Source organism: Streptomyces sp. BBFR51 (genome assembly GCF_044591655.1).
In the GTDB taxonomy this organism is placed as follows: domain Bacteria; phylum Actinomycetota; class Actinomycetes; order Streptomycetales; family Streptomycetaceae; genus Streptomyces.
This window is the reverse complement of sequence record NZ_CP172448.1, coordinates 6,750,930-6,776,878: the sequence shown is the minus strand read 5'-3', so window position 1 is coordinate 6,776,878 and position 25,949 is coordinate 6,750,930. Positions and strand designations below refer to the sequence as shown.

Here is a 25,949-nt window from a genome sequence, read left to right as displayed (position 1 = left end):
ACCGAACCGTGACTCCGAAAGGGCACACCCATGTCCCGGCTCAGACATCACCGCGTTCTCCTGTCCTCCTGCGTCGCAGGCCTCGCGTCTGTCGGTCTGCTCGTGGCCGCCGCCACCGCCCCCGTCCAGGCGGCCTCCGACCCGCTGCCGCTGCCTCCCCGGAACCTGGCCAACGCCGAGATACTGGACGCCTCTTGCGCCGTTCCGGCGACCCACGACCCGACCGTCCTCGTGGACGTCCTGCGGGTCGCCCGCGCCCACAACGCCAACGCGAAGGTGACCCTCGCCGCCTTCGAGGCCGGGTGGGTCGAGTCCCACATGAACAATCTGCCGTGCGGCGACAAGGACTCCATCGGCGTCTTCCAGCAGCGCCCGAGCTACGGCTGGGGAACCGTCGAACAGATCATGGACCCCTGGTACGCGGCGACGCGGTTCGTCACCGCCGCCATCGCCAACGACCGTGCGAACCCCGGCTACAGCCCCGGCGGGCTCGCCCAGAGCGTCCAGCGTTCCGGCTATCCCGAGCGCTACGACCAGCATGAGGCCAAGGCACGTGCACTCCTCGCCGAGGCGGAGCGAGGCTCGGGCATCTTCGGCGGCGGCCCCACCGACTTCACCGGTGACGGCAAGGACGACATCGTCACGTTCACGCAGAACCCCGAGGCGGACGCCTTCGTCGCCCCCTCCACGGGCAGCGGGTTCGGCGACGCGAAAGTCTGGCACGACTTCTTCGCCCCCGGCGGCGAGACCCCGCTCACCGGCGACTTCAACGGAGACGGCAAGGACGACGTCGTCACCTTCGCGCACGGTCCCGAAGCCGACGTGTACGTGTCGCTCTCCCAGGGCAGCGGCTTCGGTCCGGCGACCGTCTGGCACGAGTTCTTCGCGCAGCGCCACGAGGCCCCGGCGGTCGGGGACGTGAACGGTGACGGCAACGACGACATCATCACCTTCACCCACGACGCCGACGCCAAGGTCTACGTCGCCCTGTCCAACGGGGTCGACGGCTTCGGACCCGCCACCGTCTGGCACGACCACTTCGCACCGGCCGGCGAGTTCCCGGCCATCGGCGACATCAACGGCGACGGCAACGACGACATCATCACCTTCACCCAAGGCAGCACCGGAGACGTGTACGTCGCCTTCTCCAACGGCACCAACGGCTTCGGACCCGGCCAGCTCGTCCACGAACACTTCGCCCCGGGCACGGAGCAGCCGCGCGTCGGCGACGTGAACGGCGACGGGAAGGACGACATCGTCGCCTTCACCCAAGGCGCCAACTCCGACGTCTATGTGGCTCTCTCCGACGGGGCGCGCTTCGGCACCGGACAGCTCTGGAACGAGTTCTTCGCCCCCACCGGCGAATTCCCCTACCTCGGCGACTACGACGGCGACGGCAAGGACGACATCGTCACCTTCACCCACAACACCGAAGCCGACGTCTACGTCGCCCTCTCCAACGGAACCAACGCCTTCATCAACGGCCGCAAATGGCACGAGTTCTTCGGCACCCCCGGCGAAACCACCCTCTGAACCCGGTCATTTTCCGTCCTCGTCTCCAGGGGGAACCCCTTGTCCCAACACGACTTCATCCGCCGACATGCCAGAGCGGGGGCGGCCGTACTCGCCGCCCTGCTCACCTCGGCGCTCACCCTGACCGGCCAGGCGAGCGCGACCCCGGCCGACCGCACCACCGCCGAGGAGCGGGCGGACAGCGCCGCCCTCAACGACGCCTTCGCCGCCGCGAGCGAGGAGTTCGACGTTCCTCGTGACCTCCTGGTCGCCGTCGGCTACGGGGAGACCCACCTCGACGGCCACGCGGGCGAGCCGAGCGCGGCGGGCGGCTACGGGGTGATGCACCTCGTCAGCAATCCGCGGCAGCACACACTGGAGGCCGCCGCCCAACTGACCGGCCTGCCCACCGCCGAACTGAAGCGCGACACCGAGTCCAACATCCGGGGTGCCGCCGCGGTCCTGCGCTCCCACGCCGACGCACTCGGGCTGGACGCGGCCGAACGGCGACGTATCGACGAGTGGTATCCCGTCGTCGCCGAGTACGGCGGTGCGGACCGGGCCGACACGGCGCGGCTGTACGCCGACACCGCCTACGGCCTCCTCGGCACGGGGCTGGCCCAGAAGGTGCGGGGCGGCGAGCGCGTCACCGTGCGGGCGCGGAAGGTGGCGCCGGAACGTGGGCCGTACGAGCAGGCCCTCCCGTTCGGGATGTCCACCGGGGACGGCGAGGCGGCCGAGGCCTCGGTGCTGAGCGCCGACTACGGGCCCGCCCACTGGGCTCCCGCCCACCCGAACAACTACCAGGCCGGGCGTGCGGCACGGATCGACAAGGTCGTCATCCATGTCACGCAGGGCTCGTACGCGGGCTCCATCAGCTGGTTCCAGAACGGCGCGTCGGGCGTCAGCGCCCACTATGTGGTCCGTTCGTCCGACGGTGACGTGACCCAGACGGTGCGGGACGCCGACACGGCGTACCACGCCCGCAGCGCGAACGCGTCGGCGCTCGGGATCGAGCACGAGGGGTACGTCGACAACGCCTCGTGGTTCACCGACACCATGTACCGCTCGTCCGCCGCTCTGACCCGGTACCTGTGCGACCGGCACGGCATCCCGAAGGACCGCGCGCACATCCTGGGCCACAACGAACTGCCGGGCAACGACCACACCGATCCGGGACCGCACTGGAACTGGGGCTACTACATGCAGCTCGTCACCAGTGGCGGGGGCGGCGGCACGCCGGGTGGTTCGCCGACGGACTTCACCGGTGACGGCAAGGACGACATCATCACGTTCACGCAGAACCCCGAGGCGGACGTCTACGTCGCCCCCTCCACGGGCAGCGGGTTCGGCGACGCGAAGGTCTGGCACGACTTCTTCGCCCCCGGCGGCGAGACCCCGCTGACCGGCGACTTCAACGGAGACGGAAAAGACGACGCCGTCACCTTCACCAAGGGCGCCGACTCCGACGTCTACGTTGCCCCGTCCAACGGGGTCGACGGCTTCGGACCCGCCACCGTCTGGCACGACCACTTCGCCCCGGGCGGCGAGATCCCGGCCGTCGGCGACATCAACGGCGACGGCAACGACGACATCATCACCTTCACCCACGACACGAACGCCAAGGTCTACGTCGCCCTGTCCAACGGCGTCGACGGCTTCGGACCCGCCACCGTCTGGCACGACCACTTCGCACCCGCCGGCGAATTCCCGGCCATCGGCGACATCAACGGCGACGGCAACGACGACATCATCACCTTCACCCAAGGCGACACCGCCGACGTCTACATCGCCCTCTCCAACGGCACCAACGCCTTCGGACCCGGACAACTCGTCCACGAACACTTCGCCCCCACCGGCGAACAACCCCGTATCGGGGATGTGAACGGCGACGGCAAGGACGACATCGTCGCCTTCACCCAAGGCGCCAACTCCGACGTCTATGTGGCCCTCTCCGACGGAGCGCGCTTCGGCACCGGACAGCTCTGGAACGAGTTCTTCGCCCCCACCGGCGAACTCCCCTACCTCGGCGACTACGACGGCGACGGCAAGGACGACATCGTCACCTTCACCAAGGGCGCCGACTCCGACGTCTACGTCGCCCTCTCCAACGGCACCAACGCCTTCATCAACGGCCGCAAATGGCACGAGTTCTTCGGCACCCCCGGCGAAACCACCCTCTAGCAGGACCTCTCACAGGAAGGAACACGTGGTGAAACGCATCACCGGGAGACGACTCCCGGTCGCGCTGTCGCTCGCCTCGCTGGTCATCGGCTCCCTCTTCGCGGGGGCGACGAGTTCCGCCGCGGCTCAGGAGTCCGGCGCCAAGGCCGCGGGCGTGGTCTCGCGTGCCGAGCGCGTCGCCAAGCTGACGGGGCCCGGCTCGACCAGTGCCACCGATGCCCGCTGGCAGCTGAAGGCGACCGACCTCGGCATCATGTGGGACAACGGCAAGGGCGAGATCCTGACGGCCTTCGGCGACTCGTACGGCAACGGCTGGACGGGCCCCGGTGCCGCGGTCGGCGATCCGGCCACGCTCGACTGGCGCTGCAATCTGCTCGCCCGCAGCGGTGACCGCAACCTCGCCGACGGCATGAACATCGACAGCATGGCGACCGACCGGCCGGGCCACGCCAAGCAACTGCTGCCCTGCAAGCGCGTCAACGACGACGAACTGACCACGATCCCCACCGCGGGCATCTCGGTGGGCAACCGTCAGTACATGCACTACATGTCGGTGCGTCGCTGGGGCGCCCCGGGCGAGTGGTTCACCAACTACTCGGGCATCGCCTATTCCGACGACAACGGCGAGAACTGGGTCAAGGACGCCGACGCCCGCTGGCAGAACAACGGCTCCTGGAGCAACAAGTTCCAGATGGCCGCGATGCTCAAGCAGGGCGGCTACGTCTACATGTACGGCACGCCCAACGGCCGGTTCGGCAACGTGCATCTGTCCCGCGTGCCGGAGAACCAGCTTCTGGAGCCGGGCGCCTACCGCTACTGGACCGGCGGCTCCTGGGTGACCGACCCGGCCGCCGCGACGCCCGTGGCCGGGGCTCCGGTGGGTGAGCTGTCCGTGCAGTACAGCCGCTATCTCGGCCGTTTCGTGATGATGTACCTGGACGACCCGGGCGGCTCGATCGTGATGCGGACCTCGGCGACGCCGTGGGGTCCGTGGAGCGACAAGCAGGTGGTGGCGTCGGGTGCGGACTTCCCGCAGCTGTACGGGTCGTTCATCCACCCGTGGTCGGCCGACTCCAACAGCCCGTACCTGTACTTCACGATGTCGCAGTGGCAGCCGTACAACTCGTTCCTGATGCGGGTGCGGCTCACCGGCGGCGGCATCATGGGCGGCTCCCCGGCCGACTTCGACGGGGACGGCAAGGACGACATCGCCACCTTCACCCAGGACGACCGGGCCGAGGCGTACGTGGCGAAGTCCGACGGCAGCGCCTTCGCCGGCAAGTCGGCGCTGTGGAACGACCACTTCGCGCCGGGCGGCGAGACCCCGTTGACGGGCGACTTCGACGGCGACGGCAAGGACGACGCCGTCACCTTCACCCACGGGACCGAGGCGAAGGTGTACGTCGCACCGTCGGACGGTGAGTCCTTCGGCACGGGGCAGCAGTGGAGCGACCACTTCGCGCCGGGCCGCGAGGTGCCGGCGGTCGGCGACTTCGACGGGGACGGCAAGGACGACATCATCGCCTTCACCCGCCAGGACACCGCGGACGTCTACGTCGCCCTCTCGGACGGCACGTCCTTCGGGACGGGCGAGAAGTGGCACGACGACTTCGCGCCCTGGGCCCAGTTCCCCGCGGTCGGCGACGTCGACGGAGACGGCCTGGACGACATCATCGCCTTCACCCAGGACGCCAACAGCGAGGTGTACGTGGCGCTCAACGAGGGCGACGGGTTCGGCGCCCCGCGCAAGGCGCACGACCACTTCGCGCCGGAGGGCGAGCGGCCGCGGGTCGCCGACGTGAACGGGGACGGCAAGGACGACGTCGTCGCCTTCACGGGCGGCGAGGCCAAGGACGTCTACGTGGCGCTGTCGGACGGTGCCGTCTTCGGCGGCGGGCAGAAGTGGGCGGACTACTTCGCCCCGGACGGCGAGTTCCCGTACGTCGGCGACTACGACGGCGACGGCAAGGACGACATCGTCACCTTCACCCACAACGACCTGGCCGACGTGTACGTGAACCTGTCGAACGGCCGGGACGGCTTCGTGGACGGTCGCAAGTGGCACGACTTCTTCGGGCTCGCGGGAGAGACAAGTCTGTGACGCGGTAGCTCCGCACCTGCGGACGGCCCCACCGGCCGCGGTCCCCTCCGTACGGGGGCCGCGGCCGGCGGCGTGCCGCCACGCCCCGCCCGGTGTCCGTTTTCTCCAAGACCCGGCCCGCACGCCCTGCCTACGGTGGCCCCATGACCGCACGATTCAACGCCATCAGCCTCATCGTCTCCGACATGGCCGCCTCCGTGGCCTTCTACCGCCGGCTCGGCTTCGCCTTCCCCCAGGGCTCCGAGGGGCAGCCGCACGCCGAGGCCGAACTGCCGGGCGGGATCCGGCTGCTGCTGGACACCGAGGAGTCCATCCGCTCCTTCACCCCCGGGTGGCAGCCGCCGGCCGGAGGCGGGCGGCACTCGCTCGCCCTGCTGTGCGACACGCCCGCCGAGGTGGACGCCTTCTACGCGCAGCTGACGGGCGCGGGCTGCAACGGCGAGCGCGAGCCCTGGAACGCCCCCTGGGGACAGCGGTACGCCGTGCTGGGCGACCCCGACGGCCACGGCGTCGACCTGTTCGCGCCGCTAGCCACGCCGGCGCAGTAGCTCGCCGGGCGACAGGCCCGCCAACTCGCGCACGTCCCGCGCCAGATGCGCCTGGTCCGCGAACCCGGCCCGGGCGGCCGTCTCGGCGAGGGGCGCGCCGTCGCGGGCCAGGGCGAGGGCGCGTTGCAGCCGCAGTACGCGGGCCAGCGTCTTGGGGCCGTAGCCGAAGGCGGCCAGGGAGCGGCGGTGCAGCCCGCGGGCTCCGATGCCGAGTTCGTCGGCGGTGGCGGCGACCGGGCGGCCCGCGTCGAGGGCGGCCACGACACGGCGCAGCAGCGGGTCGGGGGGCTCGGTCTCGGCGGCCCGGGACAGCGCGGCCTGCTCCAGGCCGGTCGCCGGGTCGGGGGCCGCGTTCACCCGGGCGGCCAGGCGCCGTGCCCGCGCGGCCGGCCAGAGGTCGGTGAGGTCGACGCGCCGGTCGCGCAGTTCGTCGGCGGGGACTTCGAGGAGGGCGGGTGCGGTGCCGGGGTAGAAGCGGACGCCCGCCCAGCGGCCCAGGGCGCCTTCGGTGACGTACGCGCGGGTGTCGGGGCCCGCGACCAGCAGCCGGCCGTCGTACCAGAGCAGGTCCATGCAGCCGTCGGGCAGGACCCGGCCGGGTCCTGGCTCGGTCGGGGTGTTGGTCCACACCACCGCGCCGGTCAGCCGGGACGCCCGTTCCGCGTACACGCGTGCCAGGTTACGCCGGGCTCCGGTACTCCTGCGGGCTGACGCCGTAGACCCGTTTGAAGGCGGTGGACAGGGCGAAGGCGCTGCCGTAGCCGACCTGGCGGGCGATGGCGCCGAGGGTGTCCTCGGTGTCGCGCAGCCGGTCGGCGGCCAGGGCGAGGCGCCAGCCGGTGAGGTACCCCATGGGGGGTTCGCCCACGAGGTCGGTGAAGCGCCGGGCGAGCGCGGCGCGGGAGACCCCGGCCTTGGCGGCGAGGGACGCGACCGTCCAGGGGTGCGCCGGGTCGTCCTGGAGCAGCCGCAGCACCCGGCCGACGACCGGGTCGCCCAGGGCCAGGTACCAGGCGGGCGGCTCGGCCGACGGGCCGGCGAACCAGGCCCGCAGCGCGGCGATGACCAGCAGGTCGAGGAGCCGGTCCAGGACGACCTCCTGGCCCGGTTCGTCCCGCGTGACCTCCGCCGTCAGCAGGGGCGTGAGGGGGTTGTCCCACGCGTCGGAGGTGAGGGACAGCAGTGGGGGCAGGGCGTCGAGCAGGCGGCCGCCGATCTCGCCCCGTACCAGGTAGGTGCCGATGAGCAGGACCGCCTCGCCGTCGGGGCGGTCGCCCCAGGTGCGTACGCCGAGGTCCATCGAGCCGTTGAGGGGGCGTCCGTCGGGGTAGCTGCACGCGCCGCCCGGCAGGATCACCGCCTGCGGGGCGGTGGCGGGGTCGTCGGCGCAGGTGTACGGGTCGGGGCCGCGCGCGATGGCCAGGTCCCCGGCCCGCAGCCGCAGCCGCTCCCCCGTGTCCGGCACGATCCAGGCGTCGCCGCGGACCATGAGCATCACCGTCAGCGGCGCCCGGTCCTCGACGCGTACGGCCCACGGCGGGTCGAAACAGGCGCGGATCATGAACGCCCCGCGGGCGCGGGGGCCCTCCAGCAGGCCGGCGAGTGCGTCCATGACCGCACAGCGTAGACGCACGCGCATGCGAGCGAGCCGTTCGGCGATGGGAACGTTCGACGCCCGGCGGTTGACTGACGTCATGACACGGACGAGCGGGCGAGAGAACATGACGATCGTGGTGACGGGGGCGTCCGGGCGTACCGGACGGCGTGTGGCCGAGGCGGCGCGGGCGGCCGGGCTGGGCGTGCGGGCGGCGTCCCGGGCGACGGGCTTCGACTGGCGGGACCGGTCGACCTGGGCGGACGTCCTGCGCGGCGCCGACGGGGCGTACCTGGTGCATCCCTCCGACATCGGTGCCCCCGACGCCGCCGAAACGGTGGGGGCGCTCGCGCGAGAGGCGGTCCGGCTCGGTGTACGGCGGCTGGTGCTGCTGTCGGCGCGGGGCGAGGAACAGGCGCGGCCGGCCGAGGAGGCGCTGGCCGGGGCGGGCGCGCACTGGACGGTCGTGCGGTCCGCGTGGTTCGCGCAGAACTTCAGCGAGGGTCCGCTGGTGGCGGAGCTGCGTGAGTACGGGGAGCTGGTGTTCCCGGCCGGCGGGGTCGGGGAGCCGTTCGTGGACCTGCGGGACGTCGCGGACGTCGTGGTGGCCGCGCTGACCTCCGGTGACCGGTATGCCGGGCGGGTGCTGGAGGTCTCGGGGCCGCGGCTGCTGACCTTCGGGGACGCGGTGGCGGAGATCGCGAAGGAGACGGGGCGCGCACTGACGTACCGGGCGGTCTCGGCGGGCGAGTACGGCGAGAACCTGGCCGCCTTCGGTGTGCCGGAGGAGGAGGCCGCGTTCCTCGTGGAGCTGTTCGGCTCGCTGCTCGACGGCCGCAACGCCCGTCTGTCGGACGGGGTCCAGGAGGTGCTGGGCCGCGCGCCGGGGGACTTCGGGGACTTCGTGCGCGAGGGCGCGGCGGCGGGGTGGTGGGACCAGGCGCCCGACCCGTCGGAAACCGTCTAGCGGCGCCGGTCTCCCCCGAGGCGGTCGGGGACGGTCACGAGGCCTCGGGCTTGTCGTGGTTCTGGTCGTGGTTGTGGCTGTGGTCGTGGTTGTGGTCGCGGCTGTGGTTGAGGTCGCGGCTGTTGTGGTTGGTGGGCGGCGGGTTCTTCGCGTGGGTGCGCAGGCGGGCCGTGACGTCCTCGGGGGGCAGGAAGCGGGACCAGCGTTCCGGGAACTCGGAGGGCATGTCGGGGTCGCTGTCGGCGGTGGCGGAGGTGCGGGCCACGTACTCGGCGACCTGGGCCTGGCGCAGCCGCTCGTTGGCCTCGCGGGCCGCGGCGGTCGCGGCGGCCGGCCACACCCGGTCGATGGCCGCGTTGACCGCGGCGCCGACGAGCACCGCGAACGCGGACACGCCGATCCACAGCAGCACGGCGACGGGCGCGGCCAGGGAACCGTAGATGGTGGGGCCCTCGACGGTGTTGGTCAGGTAGATGCGCAGCAGGAAGCTGCCGAACACCCACATCGCGAGGGCGACCAGCGCGCCGGGGACGTCCTCGATCCACGGGGAGCGCACGGGCACGGACACGTGGTACAGCGTGGTCAGGAACGCCACCGACAGGATGATCACGACCGGCCAGTACAGAACCTGTACGACCGTCGTCGACCAGGGCACGATCCGCACCACGGCGTCCGGTCCCGCCACCATCAGCGGCAGCGCGATCGACCCGATCAGCAGCGCCACGACGAACAGCAGGAAGGCCATCAGGCGGGTCCTGACGATGCCCCGGACGCCGTCGAGGCCGTACATCACGGTGATGGTGTCGATGAAGACGTTCACCGCGCGGGAGCCCGACCACAGGGCGAACAGGAAGCCGATGGAGATGACGTCGGGCCGGCCGCCCTTCATCACGTCGTCCAGGATGGGCTCGGTGATCTGCTTGACTCCCTTCTCGGAGAGCACCGCGCGGGAGGCGTCCAGGATGTTGTCGCGCAGGCTCTCGGTGGTGTCGGAGCCGATCCAGGAGTCGACGTAGCCGAGCAGTCCGAGGAGGCTCAGCAGCAGGGGCGGCACCGAGAGCAGGGTGAAGAACGCGGCCTCGGCGGCCAGGCCGAGGATGCGGTACTCCATGCACGAGTTGACCGTGTCCTTGAGCAACAGCCAGGCGGTCCTGCGTTTGGATACGTTCCGGTACAGAACCCGGGCACGGTGGAGCCGGCCCGGGGGCCGTTCGGGGGATTCACTTGCTGGCTGCACGCCCTAAAGGTATCCGCCGCGGAGGGTCGCGCTCATCCGCGGACGCCCTCCGATCCGTCCCGGCCCGCCGCGGGCGCACGGCACGGTAGGTTCACGTCATGGCAGGCAGTACCCACACCGTGACGAATCAGGCGCCGCCGCTCACCGGCTACGACGTCTTCACCGCCGACCGGGCCCTGAGGGAGGCGGTCGAGCGGCATCTGGCACCGGAGCTGCGCGAGGAGGCGCTGGCGGAGCTGTCGGGCCTGGGCAGCGGCTGCGGCTCGCTGCAGAGCCAGGAGTGGGGCGCGCGGGCCAACGACAACCCGCCGGTCCTGCGCACCCACGACCGCTACGGCCACCGCGTCGACGAGGTCGACTTCCACCCGTCCTGGCACCGGCTGCTGGGCAAGGGCGTCTCGGCGGGGCTGACCGACGCCTGGTCCCGGCCGGGCGGTCACGTGCGGCGCGCGGCCGGTTTCCTCATGTGGACCCAGGTGGAGGCGGGCAACTGCTGTCCGCTGTCGATGACCCACGCGGCGGTACCGGCCCTGCGCGCCGACGCGGACCTGGCCGCCGAGTGGGAGCCCCGGCTGACCTCCCGGGTCTACGACCGGGAGCTGCGGCCGGCCCACCTGAAGGCCGGGGCGCTGTTCGGGATGGGCATGACGGAGAAGCAGGGCGGCAGCGACGTACGGGCGAACACCACCGCTGCGCGGCCGCTGGCCGAGGACGGGACGTACGAGCTGACCGGGCACAAGTGGTTCTGCTCGGCGCCGATGTCGGACGGCTTCCTGGTGCTGGCGCAGGCCCCCGGGGGGCTGACCTGCTTCCTGGTGCCGCGCGTGCTGGCGGACGGCACCCGCAACGTCTTCCTGATCCAGCGGCTCAAGGACAAGCTGGGCAACCGGTCCAACGCCTCCGCCGAGGTCGAGTTCGCCGGGACCTGGGCGCGCCGGGTCGGCGAGGAGGGCCGCGGGGTGCCCGCGATCATCGACATGGTGGCGGCGACCCGGCTCGACTGCGTGCTGGGCTCGGCGGGCCTGATGCGGCAGGCGGTGGCGCAGGCGGTGCACCACTGCGCGTACCGCGAGGCGTTCGGCGGGAGGCTGGTCGACAAGCCGCTGATGCGCAACGTCCTCGCGGACCTCGCGCTGGAGTCGGAGGCGGCCACCACGCTGGCGCTGCGGCTGGCGGCGGCGTACGACGCCGCTCAGGCCGGTGACGAGCGGGAGCGGGCACTGCTGCGGCTTGCGGTGCCGGCGGCCAAGTACTGGGTGACCAAGCGGTGTGCGCCGCTGGCGGTGGAGGCGGCCGAGTGCCTGGGCGGCAACGGGTACGTGGAGGAGTCCGGCCTGCCCCGGCTGGTGCGCGAGTCGCCGCTGAACTCGGTCTGGGAGGGCGCCGGGAACGTGCAGGCGCTGGACGTGCTGCGGGCGCTGGGGCGGGAGCCGCTGGCACTGGACGCGTATCTGACGGAGGTGGGCCTGGCGCGCGGCGCCGATCACCGGCTGGACGGGGCGATCCGGGGTCTGCTGACGGAACTGGCCGACCTGGAGGCCGCCGAGGGGCGGGCGCGGCGTCTTGTGGAGCGGCTGGCGCTGGTGTTCCAGGGCGCGCTGCTGGTCCGGTACGCGCCGCCGGAGGTGGCCGACGCGTTCTGCGCCTCGCGGCTGGGCGGTGACGGGGGCGCGGCCTTCGGCACGCTGCCGCCCACGCTGGACCTGGCGTCGGTGGTGGAGCGGGCCCGGCCGGTGGCCTGATCCCGCCGCGTGGCGCGGGGGTGGTGCTGCGCCGACACGGCACCACCCCCGCCACACGGGCCCGTTCAGGCCGCGTACGCCGCTCGGGACGGCGTGGTTCAAGTTTGGACACCGGCACGTCCGTCCACCAGGGTTGCAGGGGGTTGCAACTTGCGGTCGGCTGTGTGCGGACTGTGTCCTCGTGGCTTGGGCAACCGGTCACTATGAGACGAACATTCGGCTTCCGGAAGGACGAGGATCCGTGGCGCTCTCGCCGATGGACGTGACGCAGTTCGCCGCCGTCGACACGGCGCGTGCGGCCCGGATGCTGAGCGAGGTCCGCTCCGCGAGACTCTCGGGCGGGCGGGCTCCGGTGGCGCCGCGCCCGGTGATCGAGCAGTCCTGGGACCGGATGCTGCGCGGCGGCGTCGATCCGGAGCACGACTGCCGCTCCGGGCTGCTGTCCCCGGAGGAGGTGCGGCGGCGGCGTGAGTCCTCGGAGTTGCGGCACGTGCTGCCGGTGCTGCGGGAGGCGCTGCTGTCGGTCGCGGACGTGGCCCACCACATCATGGTGGTCGCCGACGACGACGGGCGGGTGCTGTGGCGGGAGGGCAGCGCGCCGGTGCTGCGCAGGGCCGACGGGCTCGGGTTCGAACTGGGCGCGGACTGGCGGGAGGAGGTGGTCGGCACCAACGGCGTGGGGACGCCGGCGGTCACCCGGCGGCCCGTCCAGGTCTTCGCCTCCGAGCACTTCGTACGGTCCCAGGCGACCTGGACCTGCGCCGGGGCGCCCATCACGGACCCGCGCAGCGGGCTGCTGCTCGGCGTGGTCGACGTGAGCGGGCCGCTGGAGACGATGCATCCGGCGACGCTCGCCTGGGTCGACTCGGTGGCCAAGCTCGCCGAGGCCCGGCTGCGGGAGTTGCACACGCAGTCGCTGGAGCGGCTGCGGGCGGTGGCCGCGCCGGTGCTGGCCCGGCTGGAGGGGCGGGCGCTGGTGGCGGACCGGGACGGGTGGACGGCGGCGGTGACGGGGATGCCGTACCTGGACCGGGTGGTGCTGCCCAAGTCGCCGGAGGCGGGGGCACGGTGGCTGCCGGTGCTCGGGGCGTGCACCGTGGAGCCGCTGGCCGAGGGCTGGTTGGTGCGGGCCGCCGTCGAACCGGTGCCGCAGGGTGCCACCCGGATCGTGCTGGACCTCGGGCAGCCGCGCCGCTGGTCGGTACGGGTGCTGGGGGGCGCGGAGGACTGGGCCCGGGAACTGAGTCCCCGGCACGCGGAGTTGCTGTACCTGCTGGCCGTGCACCGGGGTGGTCGCAGCGCCGCGGAGTTGGCCGAGGACATGTTCGGCGACCCGGCCCGCACGGTGACGGTACGGGCCGAGATGTCGCGGGTCCGCAGATACCTCGGGGCCTACCTGGAACACCGGCCGTATCGTTTCTGCGAAGACGCCGAACTCGAACTCCTCCTCCCGTCCGACCCCCACGACCTGCTCCCCCACTCAACGGCACCGGCGGTGGCGGACGGCCGGGGGTCGATGGGGGTGCCGTGAGGGCGAGCGGTGCCGTGACGGCGGGCGCGGCACGCAGGCAGCCGGCGCCACGACGGCGGGCGAGGCGTGCCAACAGCCGGCGCCACGACGGCGGACGCGGCACGCCGACAGCCGGCGCCACGACGGCGGACGCAGCACGCCAACAGCCGGCGCCACGACAGCGGACGCGGCACGCCAACAGCCGATGCCACGACAGCGGGCGGGGCCGCGACGGCGGGCGGGGCACGCCAACACCGGCGCCACGACAGCGGGCGCGGCACGCCGACAGCCGGCGCCACGACGGCGGGCGCGGCCGCGATGGAGGCCGAGGCCCCCGGGGGCCGGGCTCCGGCCCGGCGTTGCCTTCGACGGCGTTCGCGCCGTCAGTCGCCCGCCGTGCCAAGGGCGTTCGCCCACATCCACGACTCCGGGCCTGCCCGCTCCAGCCGTCGTGGCGGGCGAGTGTTCGACGCGGCGCGTCCCCGGCGCCCCGGATGGCCGTAAAGACGGGTTGATTTCGCATATTTGCATCGTCCGCGTCCGCCGACCCCTCCGTCTGTCGTAGCATCCTCTAGGGACCGCCCCATCCGCTCCTCGGTCAACGCGACCACCGTCGAGCGCAGTTGGACCGGTGCCCGTGGAGGTTCTATGAAGCAGCGCGGCAGACACCGCCGGCGCAGACGGGGCAGGGCGCTGCGCGCGGCCCTGACCGGCGCGGCGCTCGCGCTGACCGGCGCCGCCACGCTGATCAGCGCCTCGCAGGCCACGGTCGCCGACGACCCCGGTGCCCTCAAGCCCCTCACCTCCGACGCCGATACCGACGCGCTGCGGCTGACGGAACACCGCGTACCGCGCCCCTGGCTCGACCGGCTCTCCGCCGCGATGGGCGAACCGGTGGGCGTCGACACCGTCCTCGACTCCGCCGACCGCACACTGCGCGACGCCGCCGACTGCACGGCCGGGGAGCGGGAAGACCTGCCGGTCTCCCCCGCCGCCACCCGCGCCTACTGCTGGGACGACGCCGACACCGAGGGCTGGCGCCCCGGCGCGGTCACCACCTCGGGCGACGCCGACGAGGACGGCCGCTGGGGCACCCACCGCGTCATCCTCTCCGCCTGGTCCCGCGAAGACGACACGCCCGAGGGCGGCCTCGCCCGGGTCTCCTTCGTCGACGCCGACGACCCGGCCCACCTCGGCTACACCTCGGCGCTCCTCGCCGTCCCGGTCGACGGCGGGCACGACTACCGGGGGCTCGCCTCCCCCGTCACCGGCATGGTCTGGTACCAGGACAAGCTGCTGGTCACCACCGGCGCGGGGGACCCCGACGCGCTGTACGTGTACGACGTGGAACGCATCCAGCGGGCCACCACCGCGGCGGACGCCGTCGGCCGGGTGCCCGGAGGCTGGGCGGCGAACGGCCACCGGTACGTACTGCCCGCCGTCGCCTCCTACCGGCTCCCCGACACCGACGGCGCCGCGCGCCCGGGCGCGATCTCCCTGGACCGGGGCACGGCCCCCGACAGCCTGGTGGCGAGCGAGCAGGTCGACGCGGACGGCGACCGCCCCACCCGGCTGTGGCGCTACGCGCTGCGCACGGGTACGAATCCCGAGCGCACCGGACTGCCGGTCACTGACTCCGCCGGGCACGCGGACGCGGTGGAGGCGTACGAGACCGGGGCCGCCGAGGTCGGCGGTGTGCTGTCGTACCGCCCGCCCGGCACGGCACGCTCCGACTGGTACCTGGCGCGCGCGGCCGGCGGACAGGACGGGCGCGGCACCCTGTGGCGCCAGGACGCGGAGGGCGCCCGGGCCACCGAGTGCGGGGCGGACCAGTCGCAGCGGTGCTGGAGCGGGGAGGCGAGCTCCCTGTCGTACTGGGCGCAGACCGGTGAGGTCTGGTCGCAGTCGGGCCGCATGCTGTTCGCGCTGCCGCTGACCTCGATCGAGGACGCGCTCGACTGACGGGCACGGGCCCGCGCGGGCGGGGATCGACAGATCCGCGAAGCGGATGATTCCCTGACCGGCATGACCAACATCGCCGTGACCACGTGGTCCCTGGAGCAGACGGCGCCCACCGATCTGCTGCCGGCCGCCGCGCCGGAGGGAGACGTCCGGATCGTCCGCTCCGAGGTGCCCTCCCCCGAGTTCAGCCGGTTCCTGTACGCCTCGGTCGGCGGCGACATCCGCTGGACGGACCGGCTCGGCTGGAGCCACGCGCGCTGGCGGGAGCACCTGGAGCGACCCGGCGTGGAAACCTGGGTCGCCCACGACCACGGCACGCCCGCCGGGTACGTGGAGCTGACGCCCGGCGACGACGGGGTCGTGGAGATCGAGTACTTCGGCCTGATCCCGGCGTTCCGGGGGCGGCGCATCGGCGGCCACCTCCTGTCGTACGGCACCGCCCGCGCGTGGGACCTGGCGGAGCGGTGGCCGGGGCTGGCCACGACGAAGCGCGTGTGGCTGCACACGTGCAGCAAGGACGGCGCGTACGCGATGGACAACTACCGGCGCCGCGGGTTCCACCTGTTCGACACCAAGGTGGAGGAAGAAGCGGAAGCGGCCACTCCGGGGCCGTGGCCGGGGGCTTTCCCTTCCTGACCTGCGTCGACACGTCCATTTTCAGCCGTGTGACCAATGACACCCATGTCTCACCCCATGAGACATGGGTGTCCACATTTTGGATTAAGCTGGACCTCCTCCAGATCTCCGTGCCACGCTTCCGCCATGTCTGGAACTGGAATTGCCTTGGTGAGTCGGCGGCACGTCGACCTCGGCCGCATGTCCAGCGCCATCTGTCCGGGCCGCTGAGAGCACCCTCCAGCACCTCCCGATTCCCCGCATTCGCCTGATTCCCGCGCAATGACGCGCACGTATGCCTCCCGTACGCCTCCCGTACGCCATGCGCCCGCGCGCAGGTCAGAGCCGCTTTCCGTCTGTCCCGAAGGACGTGTCAAACATGACCGCCACCCCACCGAAGCCTGCTGCCGCGACCCCCCGCCGCAAGGTGAGCCGTCACCGCGGCGAGGGCCAGTGGGCGGCCGGCCACTTCACCCCGCTGAACGGGAACGAGCAGACCAAGAAGGACGACGACGGTCTCAACGTTCGGACACGCATTGAGACGATCTACTCCAAGCGCGGTTTCGACTCGATCGACCCCGGCGACCTGCGCGGCCGGATGCGCTGGTGGGGGCTCTACACCCAGCGCCGCCAGGGCATCGACGGCGGCAAGACGGCGATTCTGGAGCCGGAGGAGCTGGACGACAGCTACTTCATGCTGCGCGTCCGCATCGACGGCGGCGCGCTGACCACCGCGCAGCTTCGCGTCATCGGCGAGATCTCGCAGGAGTTCGCGCGCGGCACGGCCGACATCACCGACCGGCAGAACGTCCAGTACCACTGGATCCGGATCGAGGACGTGCCCGAGATCTGGAACCGCCTGGAGGGCGTCGGCCTGTCCACGGTCACCGCCTGCGGCGACACGCCCCGCGTGATGATCGGCTCCCCGGTCGCGGGCATCGCCGAGGACGAGATCATCGACGGCACGCCGGCCCTGGAGGAGATGAAGCGCCGCGTCCTGAACAACCCGGCGTACTCGAACCTCCCCCGCAAGTTCAAGACCGCGATCTCCGGGTCGCCGGTCCTCGACGTGGTGCACGAGATCAACGACGTGGCGTTCGTCGGCGTCGAGCACCCCGAGCACGGGCCGGGTTTCGACCTGTGGGTCGGCGGCGGGCTGTCCACCAACCCCAAGCTGGGCGTGCGCCTGAACGCCTGGGTGCCGATCGAGGACGTCCCGGACGTCTACGAGGGCGTCATCTCCATCTTCCGCGACTACGGCTACCGGCGACTGCGCAACCGCGCCCGCCTGAAGTTCCTGGTCGCCGACTGGGGCGCGGAGAAGTTCCGCCAGGTGCTGGAGGACGAGTACCTGAAGCGGAAGCTGACCGACGGCCCCGCGCCCGCCGAGCCCACCAGCCGCTGGCGCGACCACATCGGCGTGCACCGGCAGCAGGACGGCCGCTACTACGTCGGCTTCGCCCCGCGCGTGGGCCGCGTGGACGGCACGATCCTGACCAAGGTCGCCGAACTGGCCGAGGCGCACGGCTCGCAGCGCGTCCGCACCACCGTCGAGCAGAAGATGATCGTCCTCGACATCGAGGAGGCGCAGGTCGACTCCCTGGTGGAGTCCCTGGAGGCACTCGACCTCACCGCCCGCCCCTCCACCTTCCGGCGCGGCACCATGGCCTGCACCGGCATCGAGTTCTGCAAGCTCGCCATCGTCGAGACCAAGGCCCGCGGCTCCTCCCTGATCGACGAGCTGGAGCGCCGCCTCCCGGACTTCGACGAGCCCCTCACCATCAACCTCAACGGCTGCCCGAACGCCTGCGCCCGCATCCAGACCGCGGACATCGGCCTCAAGGGCCAGCTGATGCTCGACGAGCGGGGCGAGCAGGTCGAGGGATACCAGGTGCACCTGGGCGGCGCGCTGGGCCTGGAGCCCGGCTTCGGCCGCAAGGTGCGCGGCCTGAAGGTGACGGCCCAGGAGCTGCCGGACTACGTGGAGCGCGTCCTCAAGCGCTACCAGGCCGAGCGCGAGGACGGCGAGCGCTTCGCCACCTGGGCGGCCCGCGCCTCCGAGGAGGCCCTGTCGTGACGGAGCGCGCCGCACCCTCCTACTGCCCCTACTGCGGCGACGAGGACCTGCGTCCGGGTGAGCAGGGCCACGGCGCCTGGGAATGCGCGGCGTGCAACCGCGCATTCCAGTTGAAGTTCCTCGGGCTGCTGGCCCGGGGGCTTCAGCCCAACTCCACCGGAGGGGAACCGATATGACCGCGGTTCAGGAAGAGCGTACGACCGACGAACTCAGGGCCCTCGCCGAGCGGGCGGGCCGTGAGCTGGAGGACGCCTCCGCACTGGAGATCCTCCGCTGGGCCGCCGACACCTTCGGCAGCCGCTTCTGCGTGACCTCCTCCATGGAGGACGCGGTCGTCGCCCACCTCGCCTCCCGCGCCCTGCCGGGCGTGGACGTGGTGTTCCTCGACACCGGCTACCACTTCCCGGAGACCATCGGCACCCGGGACGCGGTCGAGGCCGTGATGGACGTGAACGTCATCACGCTCACCCCGCGCCAGACGGTCGCCGAGCAGGACGCCGAGTACGGCCCGAAGCTGCACGATCGCGACCCCGACCTGTGCTGCGCGCTGCGCAAGGTGAAGCCGCTCGAAGAGGGTCTGAAGGGCTACCAGGCCTGGGCGACCGGGCTGCGCCGCGACGAATCGGAGACGCGGGCGAACACTCCGGTCGTCGGCTGGGACGAGAACCGGGGCAAGGTGAAGATCTCGCCCATCGCCAAGTGGTCACAGGAAGATGTGCAAACGTACGTCACCGAGCACGGCGTTCTCACCAACCCGCTGCTGATGGACGGCTACGCCTCCGTGGGCTGCGCGCCCTGCACCCGTCGTGTGCTGGAGGGCGAGGACGCCCGCGCCGGACGCTGGGCGGGCCGCTCCAAGACCGAGTGCGGACTGCACGGCTGACATGACGACGACCACCGGACCATCGATATCCAGGGAGAACCACGTGACGACCGGAGCCACCGTCTGGCTCACGGGGCTGCCCAGCGCCGGCAAGACCACCATCGCCCACGAGCTGGCCGGACGCCTCCGCGAGGAGGGCCGCCGCGTCGAGCTCCTCGACGGCGACGAGATCCGCGAGTTCCTCTCGGCGGGCCTCGGCTTCGACCGCGCGGACCGGCACACCAATGTGCAGCGCATCGGCTTCGTCGCCGAGCTGCTCGCCCGCAACGGCGTCACGGCCCTGGTCCCGGTGATCGCCCCGTACGCGGACAGCCGGGACGCGGTGCGCGCACGCCACGAGGCGAACGGCACGGCGTACGTGGAGGTGCACGTGGCCACCCCGGTCGAGGTGTGCTCGGTGCGTGACGTGAAGGGCCTGTACGCCAAGCAGGCCGCGGGTGAACTGACCGGGCTCACCGGCGTGGACGACCCGTACGAGGAACCCGTCAAGCCCGACCTGCGCATCGAGTCGCAGGACCAGACCGTTCAGGAGTCCGCCGCGGCGGTCCACGCCCTGCTCACCGAAAGGGGACTGGCATGACGACGTCCGCGACGTCCGCGGCCACGGCGGAGGAGGGTACGGGCAGCCCGTACGCCCTCTCCCACCTCGACGCCCTCGAGTCCGAGGCGGTGCACATCTTCCGTGAGGTGGCGGGTGAGTTCGAGCGGCCGGTGATCCTCTTCTCCGGCGGCAAGGACTCGATCCTGATGCTGCACCTGGCACTGAAGGCGTTCACGCCGGCGGCGGTGCCCTTCTCGCTGCTGCACGTGGACACCGGGCACAACTTCCCCGAGGTCCTCGACTACCGCGACCGCACGGTCGCCGAGCACGGACTGCGCCTGCACGTCGCATCCGTGCAGGACTACATCGACCGCGGTGTGCTGCGCGAGCGTCCCGACGGGACGCGTAATCCGCTGCAGACCCTGCCGCTGACCGAGAAGATCCAGGCGGAGAAGTTCGACGCGGTCTTCGGCGGCGGACGGCGTGATGAGGAGAAGGCGCGGGCCAAGGAGCGGGTGTTCTCGCTGCGCGACGAGTTCTCCCAGTGGGACCCGCGCCGCCAGCGCCCCGAACTGTGGAACCTCTACAACGGCCGGCACGCCCCCGGCGAGCACGTCCGCGTCTTCCCGCTGTCCAACTGGACCGAGCTGGACGTGTGGCAGTACATCGCCCGCGAGGGCATCGAGCTGCCCGGCATCTACTACGCCCACGAGCGTGAGGTCTTCGCCCGCGCCGGCATGTGGCTGACCGCCGGTGAGTGGGGCGGCCCCAAGGACGGCGAGGGTGTCGAGAAGCGGCGGGTGCGTTACCGCACCGTCGGTGACATGTCCTGCACCGGCGCCGTCGACTCCGACGCCGACAGCATCGAGAAGGTCATCGCCGAGATCGCCGTCTCCCGCCTGACCGAGCGGGGCGCGACCCGCGCCGACGACAAGATGTCCGAGGCCGCGATGGAAGACCGCAAGCGCGAGGGGTACTTCTAGCCATGACCAGCACCACGGAACCCATCGAGCCCACCGGCCCCACCGCCTCCGTCGAATCCGCCGGGGCCGTCGAGGCGTTGTCGGTCTGGCAGCTGTCGGAGACGACGCTGCTGCGGTTCGCGACCGCCGGCTCCGTCGACGACGGCAAGTCCACCCTGGTCGGCCGCCTCCTGCACGACTCCAAGTCGGTGCTGACCGACCAGCTGGAGGCCGTGGAACGCGCCTCCGCCAGCCGCGGCCAGGACGCCCCCGACCTGGCACTGCTCACCGACGGTCTGCGGGCCGAGCGGGAGCAGGGCATCACCATCGACGTGGCCTACCGCTACTTCGCCACCCCGCGCCGCCGGTTCATCCTCGCGGACACTCCCGGGCACGTGCAGTACACGCGGAACATGGTCACCGGCGCCTCCACCGCCGAGCTGACGGTGATCCTGGTCGACGCCCGCAACGGCGTGGTCGAGCAGACCCGCCGGCACGCCGCGATCGCCGCCCTGCTGCGCGTCCCGCACGTCGTCCTGGCCGTCAACAAAATGGACCTCGTCGACTACCGGGAGCCCGTCTTCGCCGCCATCGCCGAGGAGTTCACCGCCTACGCCACCGAACTGGGCGTCCCCGAGGTCACCGCGATCCCCATCTCCGCGCTGGCCGGGGACAACGTGGTCGAACCCTCCGCGGTCATGGACTGGTACGGCGGCCCCACCGTCCTGGAGCACCTGGAGACCGTCCCGGTCAGCCACGACCTGGCACACTGCCACGCCCGGCTGCCCGTGCAGTACGTGATCCGGCCCCGGACCGCCGAGCACCCCGACTACCGCGGCTACGCCGGTCAGATCGCCGCCGGCACCTTCCGCATCGGCGACGAGGTCACCGTCCTGCCCTCGGGCCGCACCTCGAAGGTGTCCGGCATCGACCTGCTCGGCGAGCCCGTCGAGGCGGCCTGGACCCCGCAGTCGGTCACCCTCCTGCTGGAGGACGACATCGACGTCTCCCGCGGCGACCTGATCGTGCCCCGCCAGGACGCGCCGGCCACCAGCCAGGACGTCGAGGCCACCGTCTGCCACGTCGCCGACGCCCCCCTCACCGTCGGCCACCGCGTCCTGCTCAAACACGGCACCCGCACCGTCAAGGCCATCGTCAAGGACATCCCGGCGCGTCTGACCCTGGACGACCTGTCGCTGCACCCGCATCCCGGGCAGCTCGTCGCCAACGACATCGGCCGCGTCAAGATCCGCACCGCCGAGCCGCTGCCCGCCGACTCCTACGCCGACTCCCGCCGCACCGGATCCTTCATCCTGATCGACCCCAGCGACGGCACCACCCTCACCGCCGGCATGGCCGGCGAGTCCTTCGCCGCACCCGAACCCGTCAACAGCACCGCGGACGACGACGGATGGGACTTCTGACGATGAACTCCCCCGATTTCTACTCCACGTTCGCCAAGGAGGGCGGCCGCGTCGGCAGCGGTGCTCTCGGCAGCGGGCAGGGCGGAGTGGCGCGATGTGCGCGGTGACGTACGCGCACTGCCTGCGCGCCCTCACCCCCCACCCGCACAGCCGAAGACCTGCCGACCTCCCGGCCGCGACCTGACACCTCGGACGAACCGACAGGCGTGACCGCCGGGCCAACGAGAGGAACACCTCCCGTGCCTGCCACCACCGCTCTGCGCCGCACCCTCGCGGTCCTGGCCGCCCTGCCCCTGCTCACGCTCGCCGCGTGCGGGTACGGTTCCGAGTCCGACGGCGAGGACACCGCCAAGGTCGCCGAGGGCGCCGAGAAGATCGACGGTCTGGACTCCGTCCGTATCGGCTACTTCGGGAACATCACCCACGCCACCCCGCTGGTCGCCAACCAGAAGGGCTTCTTCCAGAAGGCACTGGGCGCCACCGAGGCCAAGTACGCGACCTTCAACGCCGGCCCCTCCGAGATCGAGGCCCTCAACTCCGGCTCCATCGACATCGGCTGGATCGGCCCCTCCCCCTCGATCAACGGCTACACCAAGTCCGGCGGCAAGAACCTGCGCATCATCGGCGGCTCCGCCTCCGGCGGCGTCAAGCTCGTGGTCAACCCCGACAAGATCAAAACCCTGGACGACGTCAAGGGCAAGCGCATCGCCACCCCCCAGCTCGGCAACACCCAGGACGTCGCGTTCCTCAACTGGATCGCCGAACAGGGCTGGAAGACCGACGCGCAGAGCGGCAAGGGCGACGTCACCGTCGTACGCAGCGACAACAAGGTCACCCCCGACGCCTACAAGTCCGGCTCCCTGGACGGCGCCTGGGTCCCCGAACCCACCGCCTCCAAGCTCGTCGCCGAGGGCGGCAAAGTACTGCTCGACGAGTCGACGCTGTGGCCGGACAAGAAGTTCGTGATCACGAACATCATCGTGTCCCAGAAGTTCCTCACCGAGCACCCCAAGGCCGTCGAGGCCGTGCTCAAGGCCTCCGTCGACACCAACGAGTGGATCCAGGCCAACCCCGACCAGGCCAAGGACGCGGCCAACAAGCAGCTGGAGAAGGACACCGGCAAGGCCCTGCCCGCCGAGGTCCTGGACCCGGCATGGAAGTCGATCCAGCTCACCGACGACCCGCTGGCCGCCACCCTCGACGCCCAGGCCGACCACGCCGTCAAGGCCGGCCTGCTCGACAAGCCCAACCTCACCGGCATCTACGACCTCACCCTGCTCAACAAGGTCCTCAAGGCCAAGGGCGAACCCGCCGTCGACGACGCCGGACTCGGCGCGAAGTAAGCCCGCAACCGTCCCCAGGAGGTGACGACCATGGCTACGACCACGACCCTCGCCAAGGCCGCCGACGGCACCGAGTCGGACGCGCCCGCCGCCCGGATCGACCACGTCTCGAAGTCGTTCGCGGGCCCCGCCGGGCAGCAGCTCGTGCTGGACGACATCACCCTCGACGTCGCGCCCGGCGAGTTCGTCACCCTCCTGGGGGCCTCCGGCTGCGGCAAGTCCACCCTGCTCAACCTGGTGGCAGGCCTGGACAAGCCCAGTGCCGGAGAGATCAGCACGGACGGGCGCCCCGCCCTGATGTTCCAGGAGCACGCCCTCTTCCCGTGGCTCACCGCGGGCAAGAACATCGAACTCGCCCTGCGGCTGCGAGGCGTGCCCAAGTCGGAACGCCGCGACAAGGCGGAGGAACTGCTCGAACTCGTCCGGCTCAAGGGCGCGTACGGCAAGCGGGTGCACGAGCTGTCCGGCGGCATGCGCCAGCGCGTCGCACTCGCCCGCGCGCTCGCCCAGGAGAGCAAACTGCTCCTGATGGACGAACCGTTCGCGGCCCTGGACGCCATCACACGCGACGTACTGCACGACGAACTGACCCGCATCTGGCGCGAGACGCAGGTGTCCGTCCTGTTCGTCACCCACAACGTGCGCGAAGCCGTCCGGCTCGCCGAGCGCGTGGTGCTGCTGTCCTCCCGGCCCGGACGCGTGGCACGCCAGTGGACCGTCGGCATCCCGCAGCCGCGCCGCATCGAGGACACCGCCGTGGCGGAGCTGTCCGTCGAGATCACCGAAGAACTGCGTGGGGAGATCCGCCGCCATGGCCAGCACTGACACGACGCGTCCCGCCGAGGACGCAGGCGCGAAGGACGGCGGCGATCTCGCCGGTCTGGAGGCGGGCCTGGACGCGCTGGACACGGTGCAGCAGCGCCGCACGCCACTGCGGCAGACCTTCGTGGAGAAGATCCTGCCCCCGGCCGTCGCGGTCCTGCTGGTGCTGGCCGTGTGGCAGGCCCTGGTCTCCTTCAAGATCGTGGACGACCCGACCAAACTGCCCGCCCCGTCGGATGTGTGGAGCGTCCTCCACCAGGCCTGGCTGGAGGGCGAACTGCTCGGTTACATCTGGACCAGCGTCTCCCGCGGCCTGCTCGGCTTCTGCTTCGCCCTCCTGATCGGCACCCCGCTGGGGCTGCTGGTCGCACGGGTGAAGTTCATACGCGCCGCGATCGGCCCGATCCTGTCCGGCCTCCAGTCCCTGCCCTCGGTCGCCTGGGTGCCGCCCGCCGTGATCTGGCTGGGCCTGAACAACTCCATGATGTACGCCGTCATCCTCCTCGGCGCCGTCCCCTCGATCGCCAACGGCCTCGTCTCCGGCGTCGACCAGGTCTCCCCCCTCTTCCTGCGCGCGGGCCGCACCCTCGGCGCCACCGGCCTCAAGGGCACCTGGCACATCGTGCTGCCCGCCGCACTGCCCGGCTACGTGGCCGGCCTCAAGCAGGGCTGGGCCTTCTCCTGGCGCTCACTCATGGCCGCCGAGATCATCGCCTCCTTCCCCGACCTCGGCATCGGCCTCGGACAACTGCTGGAGAACGGCCGCAACGCCAGCGACATGGCCATGGTCTTCGAAGCCATCCTGCTCATCCTCGTCGTCGGTATCGCCATCGACCTGCTCATCTTCAGCCCGCTGGAACGCTGGGTCCTGCGCAGCCGCGGCCTGCTGGTGAAGAGCTGAGGCACCTCATGCACCGTCCGGTCCGCACCGTCCGTCCCGCCCGGCCCGTCCTGCTGGTCGTCGCCCACGGCAGCCGCGATCCGCGGCATGCCGCGACCGTGCACGCCCTGGTCCGCCGGGTGCGGGCGCTGCGCCCGGACGTACGGGTGGAGACCGGCTTCCTGGACTTCAACGTCCCCTCGGTGCAGGGGGTGCTGGAGTCCCTGGAGGCGGAGGCGGAGGGGGTGCGGGACGTGGTGGCGCTGCCGCTGCTGCTGACCCGCGCCTTCCATGCCAAGTCGGACATCCCGGCGGTCCTGGCGGCCGCGCCGCCGCGCCTGCGGATCCGGCAGGCCGAGGTGCTGGGCCCCGCGCCACTGCTCCTGTCGGCGCTGGAGCGGCGGCTGTACGAGGCGGGCCTCACGCCCGCCGACAAGTCCTCGACGGGGGTCGTGCTGGCCTCTGCGGGGTCCTCAGACCCGGAGGCGATCGCAGTGATCGCTGACATCGCGCGGGAGTGGCGGCACACCGGTTGGTGCGCCGTGCGGCCTGCGTTCGCCTCCGCATCCCTTCCCCGCACCGAGGACGCCGTACGGCAGTTGCGCGCGCTGGGCTGTGCGCGCGTCGCCGTCGCCCCGTACGTCCTGGCGCCCGGCTTCCTGCCGGACCGTATCGCGCGGGGCGCGGCCGGGGCGGACGTGCTGGCGGACGTCCTCGGCCCCTCTTCTGAGGTGGCGCGGGTCCTGCTGGAGCGGTACGACGCGGCGCGGGTGCCGGTGGCGGTCGCGGTCGGGGCCTGACGGGGCGGCGGCGTCCACCGGGGAGCGCCGGTCGATTCGGTTCGGGCACGAGAAGGCCGTCGTGCCCCGTGGGGGTGGGCACGACGGCCTGGTCCGCGCCGGGCGGACGTGCGCGCCACTCTCGCCGATGCGGCGTGCGGGGTTCAACCACTACGCGCGCCTGTGACTTAATCAACAACTTTTCAAATGAGCCCCGGTGCGGCACCGCACCCTGATCCGCGGCCCCGGAGTCCCCGGTAGATGTA

General features: G+C 71.8%; 23 protein-coding genes. 20 read left to right on the top strand and 3 right to left on the bottom strand.

The genetic code is table 11. The features are described from left to right. Positions 1 to 30 precede the first annotated feature (30 nt). The 4 genes from ACGH7X_RS30945 to ACGH7X_RS30930 all read left to right on the top strand — a co-directional run bounded on the left by ACGH7X_RS30945 (position 31) and on the right by ACGH7X_RS30930 (position 6,345). Positions 31 to 1,533: an FG-GAP repeat domain-containing protein gene (locus tag ACGH7X_RS30945; protein WP_399891175.1), complete on the top strand. Its 1,503-nt coding sequence runs from the start codon at positions 31 to 33 to the stop codon at positions 1,531 to 1,533. A gap of 57 nt (positions 1,534 to 1,590) precedes the next feature. Next, positions 1,591 to 3,696: an N-acetylmuramoyl-L-alanine amidase gene (locus ACGH7X_RS30940; protein WP_399897444.1), complete on the top strand. Its 2,106-nt coding sequence runs from the start codon at positions 1,591 to 1,593 to the stop codon at positions 3,694 to 3,696. 28 nt (positions 3,697 to 3,724) lie between these two features. Further along, positions 3,725 to 5,797: a DUF4185 domain-containing protein gene (locus ACGH7X_RS30935; RefSeq protein ID WP_399891172.1), complete on the top strand. Its 2,073-nt coding sequence runs from the start codon at positions 3,725 to 3,727 to the stop codon at positions 5,795 to 5,797. Between the two features lie 143 nt (positions 5,798 to 5,940). Continuing rightward, a complete protein-coding gene (locus tag ACGH7X_RS30930) occupies positions 5,941 to 6,345 on the top strand; it encodes a VOC family protein (RefSeq protein WP_399891169.1) in 405 nt (134 codons plus the stop codon). On the opposite strand, the gene ACGH7X_RS30925 is transcribed toward ACGH7X_RS30930, so the two are convergent. Next, positions 6,325 to 7,014 carry a helix-turn-helix domain-containing protein gene (locus ACGH7X_RS30925; protein WP_399891166.1) on the bottom strand — a complete coding sequence of 230 codons (690 nt, stop codon included), beginning with the start codon at positions 7,012 to 7,014 and terminating at the stop codon, positions 6,325 to 6,327. The genes ACGH7X_RS30930 and ACGH7X_RS30925 overlap by 21 nt on opposite strands. A gap of 10 nt (positions 7,015 to 7,024) precedes the next feature. Then, positions 7,025 to 7,957, bottom strand: a complete 933-nt coding sequence (locus tag ACGH7X_RS30920; protein WP_399891163.1) for an AraC family transcriptional regulator — start codon at positions 7,955 to 7,957, stop codon at positions 7,025 to 7,027. 82 nt (positions 7,958 to 8,039) lie between these two features. Here ACGH7X_RS30920 and ACGH7X_RS30915 point away from each other — a divergent pair, with 82 nt between their 5' ends. Continuing rightward, positions 8,040 to 8,906, top strand: a complete 867-nt coding sequence (locus tag ACGH7X_RS30915; RefSeq protein ID WP_399891161.1) for an NmrA family transcriptional regulator — start codon at positions 8,040 to 8,042, stop codon at positions 8,904 to 8,906. Positions 8,907 to 8,940: 34 nt separating this feature from the next. Here ACGH7X_RS30915 and ACGH7X_RS30910 read toward each other — a convergent pair whose 3' ends face one another. Continuing rightward, complete coding sequence (locus ACGH7X_RS30910; protein WP_399891158.1) at positions 8,941 to 10,143, bottom strand: YihY/virulence factor BrkB family protein; 1,203 nt, start codon at positions 10,141 to 10,143, stop codon at positions 8,941 to 8,943. Between the two features lie 98 nt (positions 10,144 to 10,241). On the opposite strand from ACGH7X_RS30910, the gene ACGH7X_RS30905 reads away from it, so the two are divergent. From ACGH7X_RS30905 to ACGH7X_RS30835, 15 genes are all read left to right on the top strand, one after another. Next, positions 10,242 to 11,885 carry an acyl-CoA dehydrogenase family protein gene (locus tag ACGH7X_RS30905; protein WP_399891155.1) on the top strand — a complete coding sequence of 548 codons (1,644 nt, stop codon included), beginning with the start codon at positions 10,242 to 10,244 and terminating at the stop codon, positions 11,883 to 11,885. Positions 11,886 to 12,126: 241 nt separating this feature from the next. Further along, complete coding sequence (locus ACGH7X_RS30900) at positions 12,127 to 13,416, top strand: GAF domain-containing protein (protein WP_399891152.1); 1,290 nt, start codon at positions 12,127 to 12,129, stop codon at positions 13,414 to 13,416. Positions 13,417 to 14,043: 627 nt separating this feature from the next. Then, positions 14,044 to 15,357: a hypothetical protein gene (locus ACGH7X_RS30895; protein WP_399891149.1), complete on the top strand. Its 1,314-nt coding sequence runs from the start codon at positions 14,044 to 14,046 to the stop codon at positions 15,355 to 15,357. Positions 15,358 to 15,420: 63 nt separating this feature from the next. Beyond that, positions 15,421 to 15,993: a GNAT family N-acetyltransferase gene (locus ACGH7X_RS30890; protein ID WP_399891146.1), complete on the top strand. Its 573-nt coding sequence runs from the start codon at positions 15,421 to 15,423 to the stop codon at positions 15,991 to 15,993. 36 nt (positions 15,994 to 16,029) lie between these two features. Continuing rightward, positions 16,030 to 16,203: a putative leader peptide gene (locus ACGH7X_RS30885; protein ID WP_399891143.1), complete on the top strand. Its 174-nt coding sequence runs from the start codon at positions 16,030 to 16,032 to the stop codon at positions 16,201 to 16,203. A 148-nt stretch (positions 16,204 to 16,351) separates the two neighbouring features. Continuing rightward, positions 16,352 to 18,049: a sulfite reductase SirA gene (gene sirA / locus ACGH7X_RS30880; RefSeq protein WP_399891140.1), complete on the top strand. Its 1,698-nt coding sequence runs from the start codon at positions 16,352 to 16,354 to the stop codon at positions 18,047 to 18,049. Continuing rightward, a complete protein-coding gene (locus tag ACGH7X_RS30875; RefSeq protein WP_399891137.1) occupies positions 18,046 to 18,225 on the top strand; it encodes a hypothetical protein in 180 nt (59 codons plus the stop codon). The genes sirA and ACGH7X_RS30875 overlap by 4 nt, the downstream gene beginning before the upstream one ends. Then, complete coding sequence (locus ACGH7X_RS30870) at positions 18,222 to 18,932, top strand: phosphoadenylyl-sulfate reductase (RefSeq protein WP_399891134.1); 711 nt, start codon at positions 18,222 to 18,224, stop codon at positions 18,930 to 18,932. Before ACGH7X_RS30875 ends, ACGH7X_RS30870 begins: the two co-directional genes overlap by 4 nt. Before the next feature lies 1 nt (position 18,933). Further along, positions 18,934 to 19,512, top strand: a complete 579-nt coding sequence (gene cysC, locus ACGH7X_RS30865; RefSeq protein ID WP_399891131.1) for an adenylyl-sulfate kinase — start codon at positions 18,934 to 18,936, stop codon at positions 19,510 to 19,512. Next, a complete protein-coding gene (cysD, locus tag ACGH7X_RS30860) occupies positions 19,509 to 20,456 on the top strand; it encodes a sulfate adenylyltransferase subunit CysD (protein WP_399891128.1) in 948 nt (315 codons plus the stop codon). Before cysC ends, cysD begins: the two co-directional genes overlap by 4 nt. A gap of 2 nt (positions 20,457 to 20,458) precedes the next feature. Then, positions 20,459 to 21,859 (top strand): sulfate adenylyltransferase subunit 1, encoded by a 1,401-nt coding sequence (locus tag ACGH7X_RS30855; protein WP_399891125.1) that lies wholly within the window; start codon positions 20,459 to 20,461, stop codon positions 21,857 to 21,859. A gap of 239 nt (positions 21,860 to 22,098) precedes the next feature. Then, entirely contained in the window at positions 22,099 to 23,202 is a 1,104-nt protein-coding gene (locus tag ACGH7X_RS30850; RefSeq protein ID WP_399891123.1) for an aliphatic sulfonate ABC transporter substrate-binding protein, read from the top strand. A gap of 30 nt (positions 23,203 to 23,232) precedes the next feature. Then, positions 23,233 to 24,027: an ABC transporter ATP-binding protein gene (locus ACGH7X_RS30845; protein ID WP_399891120.1), complete on the top strand. Its 795-nt coding sequence runs from the start codon at positions 23,233 to 23,235 to the stop codon at positions 24,025 to 24,027. Continuing rightward, entirely contained in the window at positions 24,014 to 24,925 is a 912-nt protein-coding gene (locus ACGH7X_RS30840; RefSeq protein ID WP_399891117.1) for an ABC transporter permease, read from the top strand. The genes ACGH7X_RS30845 and ACGH7X_RS30840 overlap by 14 nt, the downstream gene beginning before the upstream one ends. Before the next feature lie 8 nt (positions 24,926 to 24,933). Then, positions 24,934 to 25,704, top strand: a complete 771-nt coding sequence (locus tag ACGH7X_RS30835; protein ID WP_399891114.1) for a sirohydrochlorin chelatase — start codon at positions 24,934 to 24,936, stop codon at positions 25,702 to 25,704. Positions 25,705 to 25,949 lie beyond the last annotated feature (245 nt).

Coding starts and splice junctions, on each gene's coding strand:
- ACGH7X_RS30945 (WP_399891175.1), top strand. CDS start 31: ATGTCCCGGCTCAGACATCACCGCGTTCTCCTGTCCTCCTGCGTCGCA.
- ACGH7X_RS30930 (WP_399891169.1), top strand. CDS start 5,941: ATGACCGCACGATTCAACGCCATCAGCCTCATCGTCTCCGACATGGCC.
- ACGH7X_RS30920 (WP_399891163.1), bottom strand. CDS start 7,957: ATGGACGCACTCGCCGGCCTGCTGGAGGGCCCCCGCGCCCGCGGGGCG.
- ACGH7X_RS30915 (WP_399891161.1), top strand. CDS start 8,040: ATGACACGGACGAGCGGGCGAGAGAACATGACGATCGTGGTGACGGGG.
- ACGH7X_RS30905 (WP_399891155.1), top strand. CDS start 10,242: ATGGCAGGCAGTACCCACACCGTGACGAATCAGGCGCCGCCGCTCACC.
- ACGH7X_RS30895 (WP_399891149.1), top strand. CDS start 14,044: ATGAAGCAGCGCGGCAGACACCGCCGGCGCAGACGGGGCAGGGCGCTG.
- ACGH7X_RS30890 (WP_399891146.1), top strand. CDS start 15,421: ATGACCAACATCGCCGTGACCACGTGGTCCCTGGAGCAGACGGCGCCC.
- ACGH7X_RS30885 (WP_399891143.1), top strand. CDS start 16,030: ATGACACCCATGTCTCACCCCATGAGACATGGGTGTCCACATTTTGGA.
- sirA (WP_399891140.1), top strand. CDS start 16,352: ATGACCGCCACCCCACCGAAGCCTGCTGCCGCGACCCCCCGCCGCAAG.
- ACGH7X_RS30870 (WP_399891134.1), top strand. CDS start 18,222: ATGACCGCGGTTCAGGAAGAGCGTACGACCGACGAACTCAGGGCCCTC.
- cysC (WP_399891131.1), top strand. CDS start 18,934: ATGACGACGACCACCGGACCATCGATATCCAGGGAGAACCACGTGACG.
- cysD (WP_399891128.1), top strand. CDS start 19,509: ATGACGACGTCCGCGACGTCCGCGGCCACGGCGGAGGAGGGTACGGGC.
- ACGH7X_RS30855 (WP_399891125.1), top strand. CDS start 20,459: ATGACCAGCACCACGGAACCCATCGAGCCCACCGGCCCCACCGCCTCC.
- ACGH7X_RS30845 (WP_399891120.1), top strand. CDS start 23,233: ATGGCTACGACCACGACCCTCGCCAAGGCCGCCGACGGCACCGAGTCG.
- ACGH7X_RS30840 (WP_399891117.1), top strand. CDS start 24,014: ATGGCCAGCACTGACACGACGCGTCCCGCCGAGGACGCAGGCGCGAAG.
- ACGH7X_RS30835 (WP_399891114.1), top strand. CDS start 24,934: ATGCACCGTCCGGTCCGCACCGTCCGTCCCGCCCGGCCCGTCCTGCTG.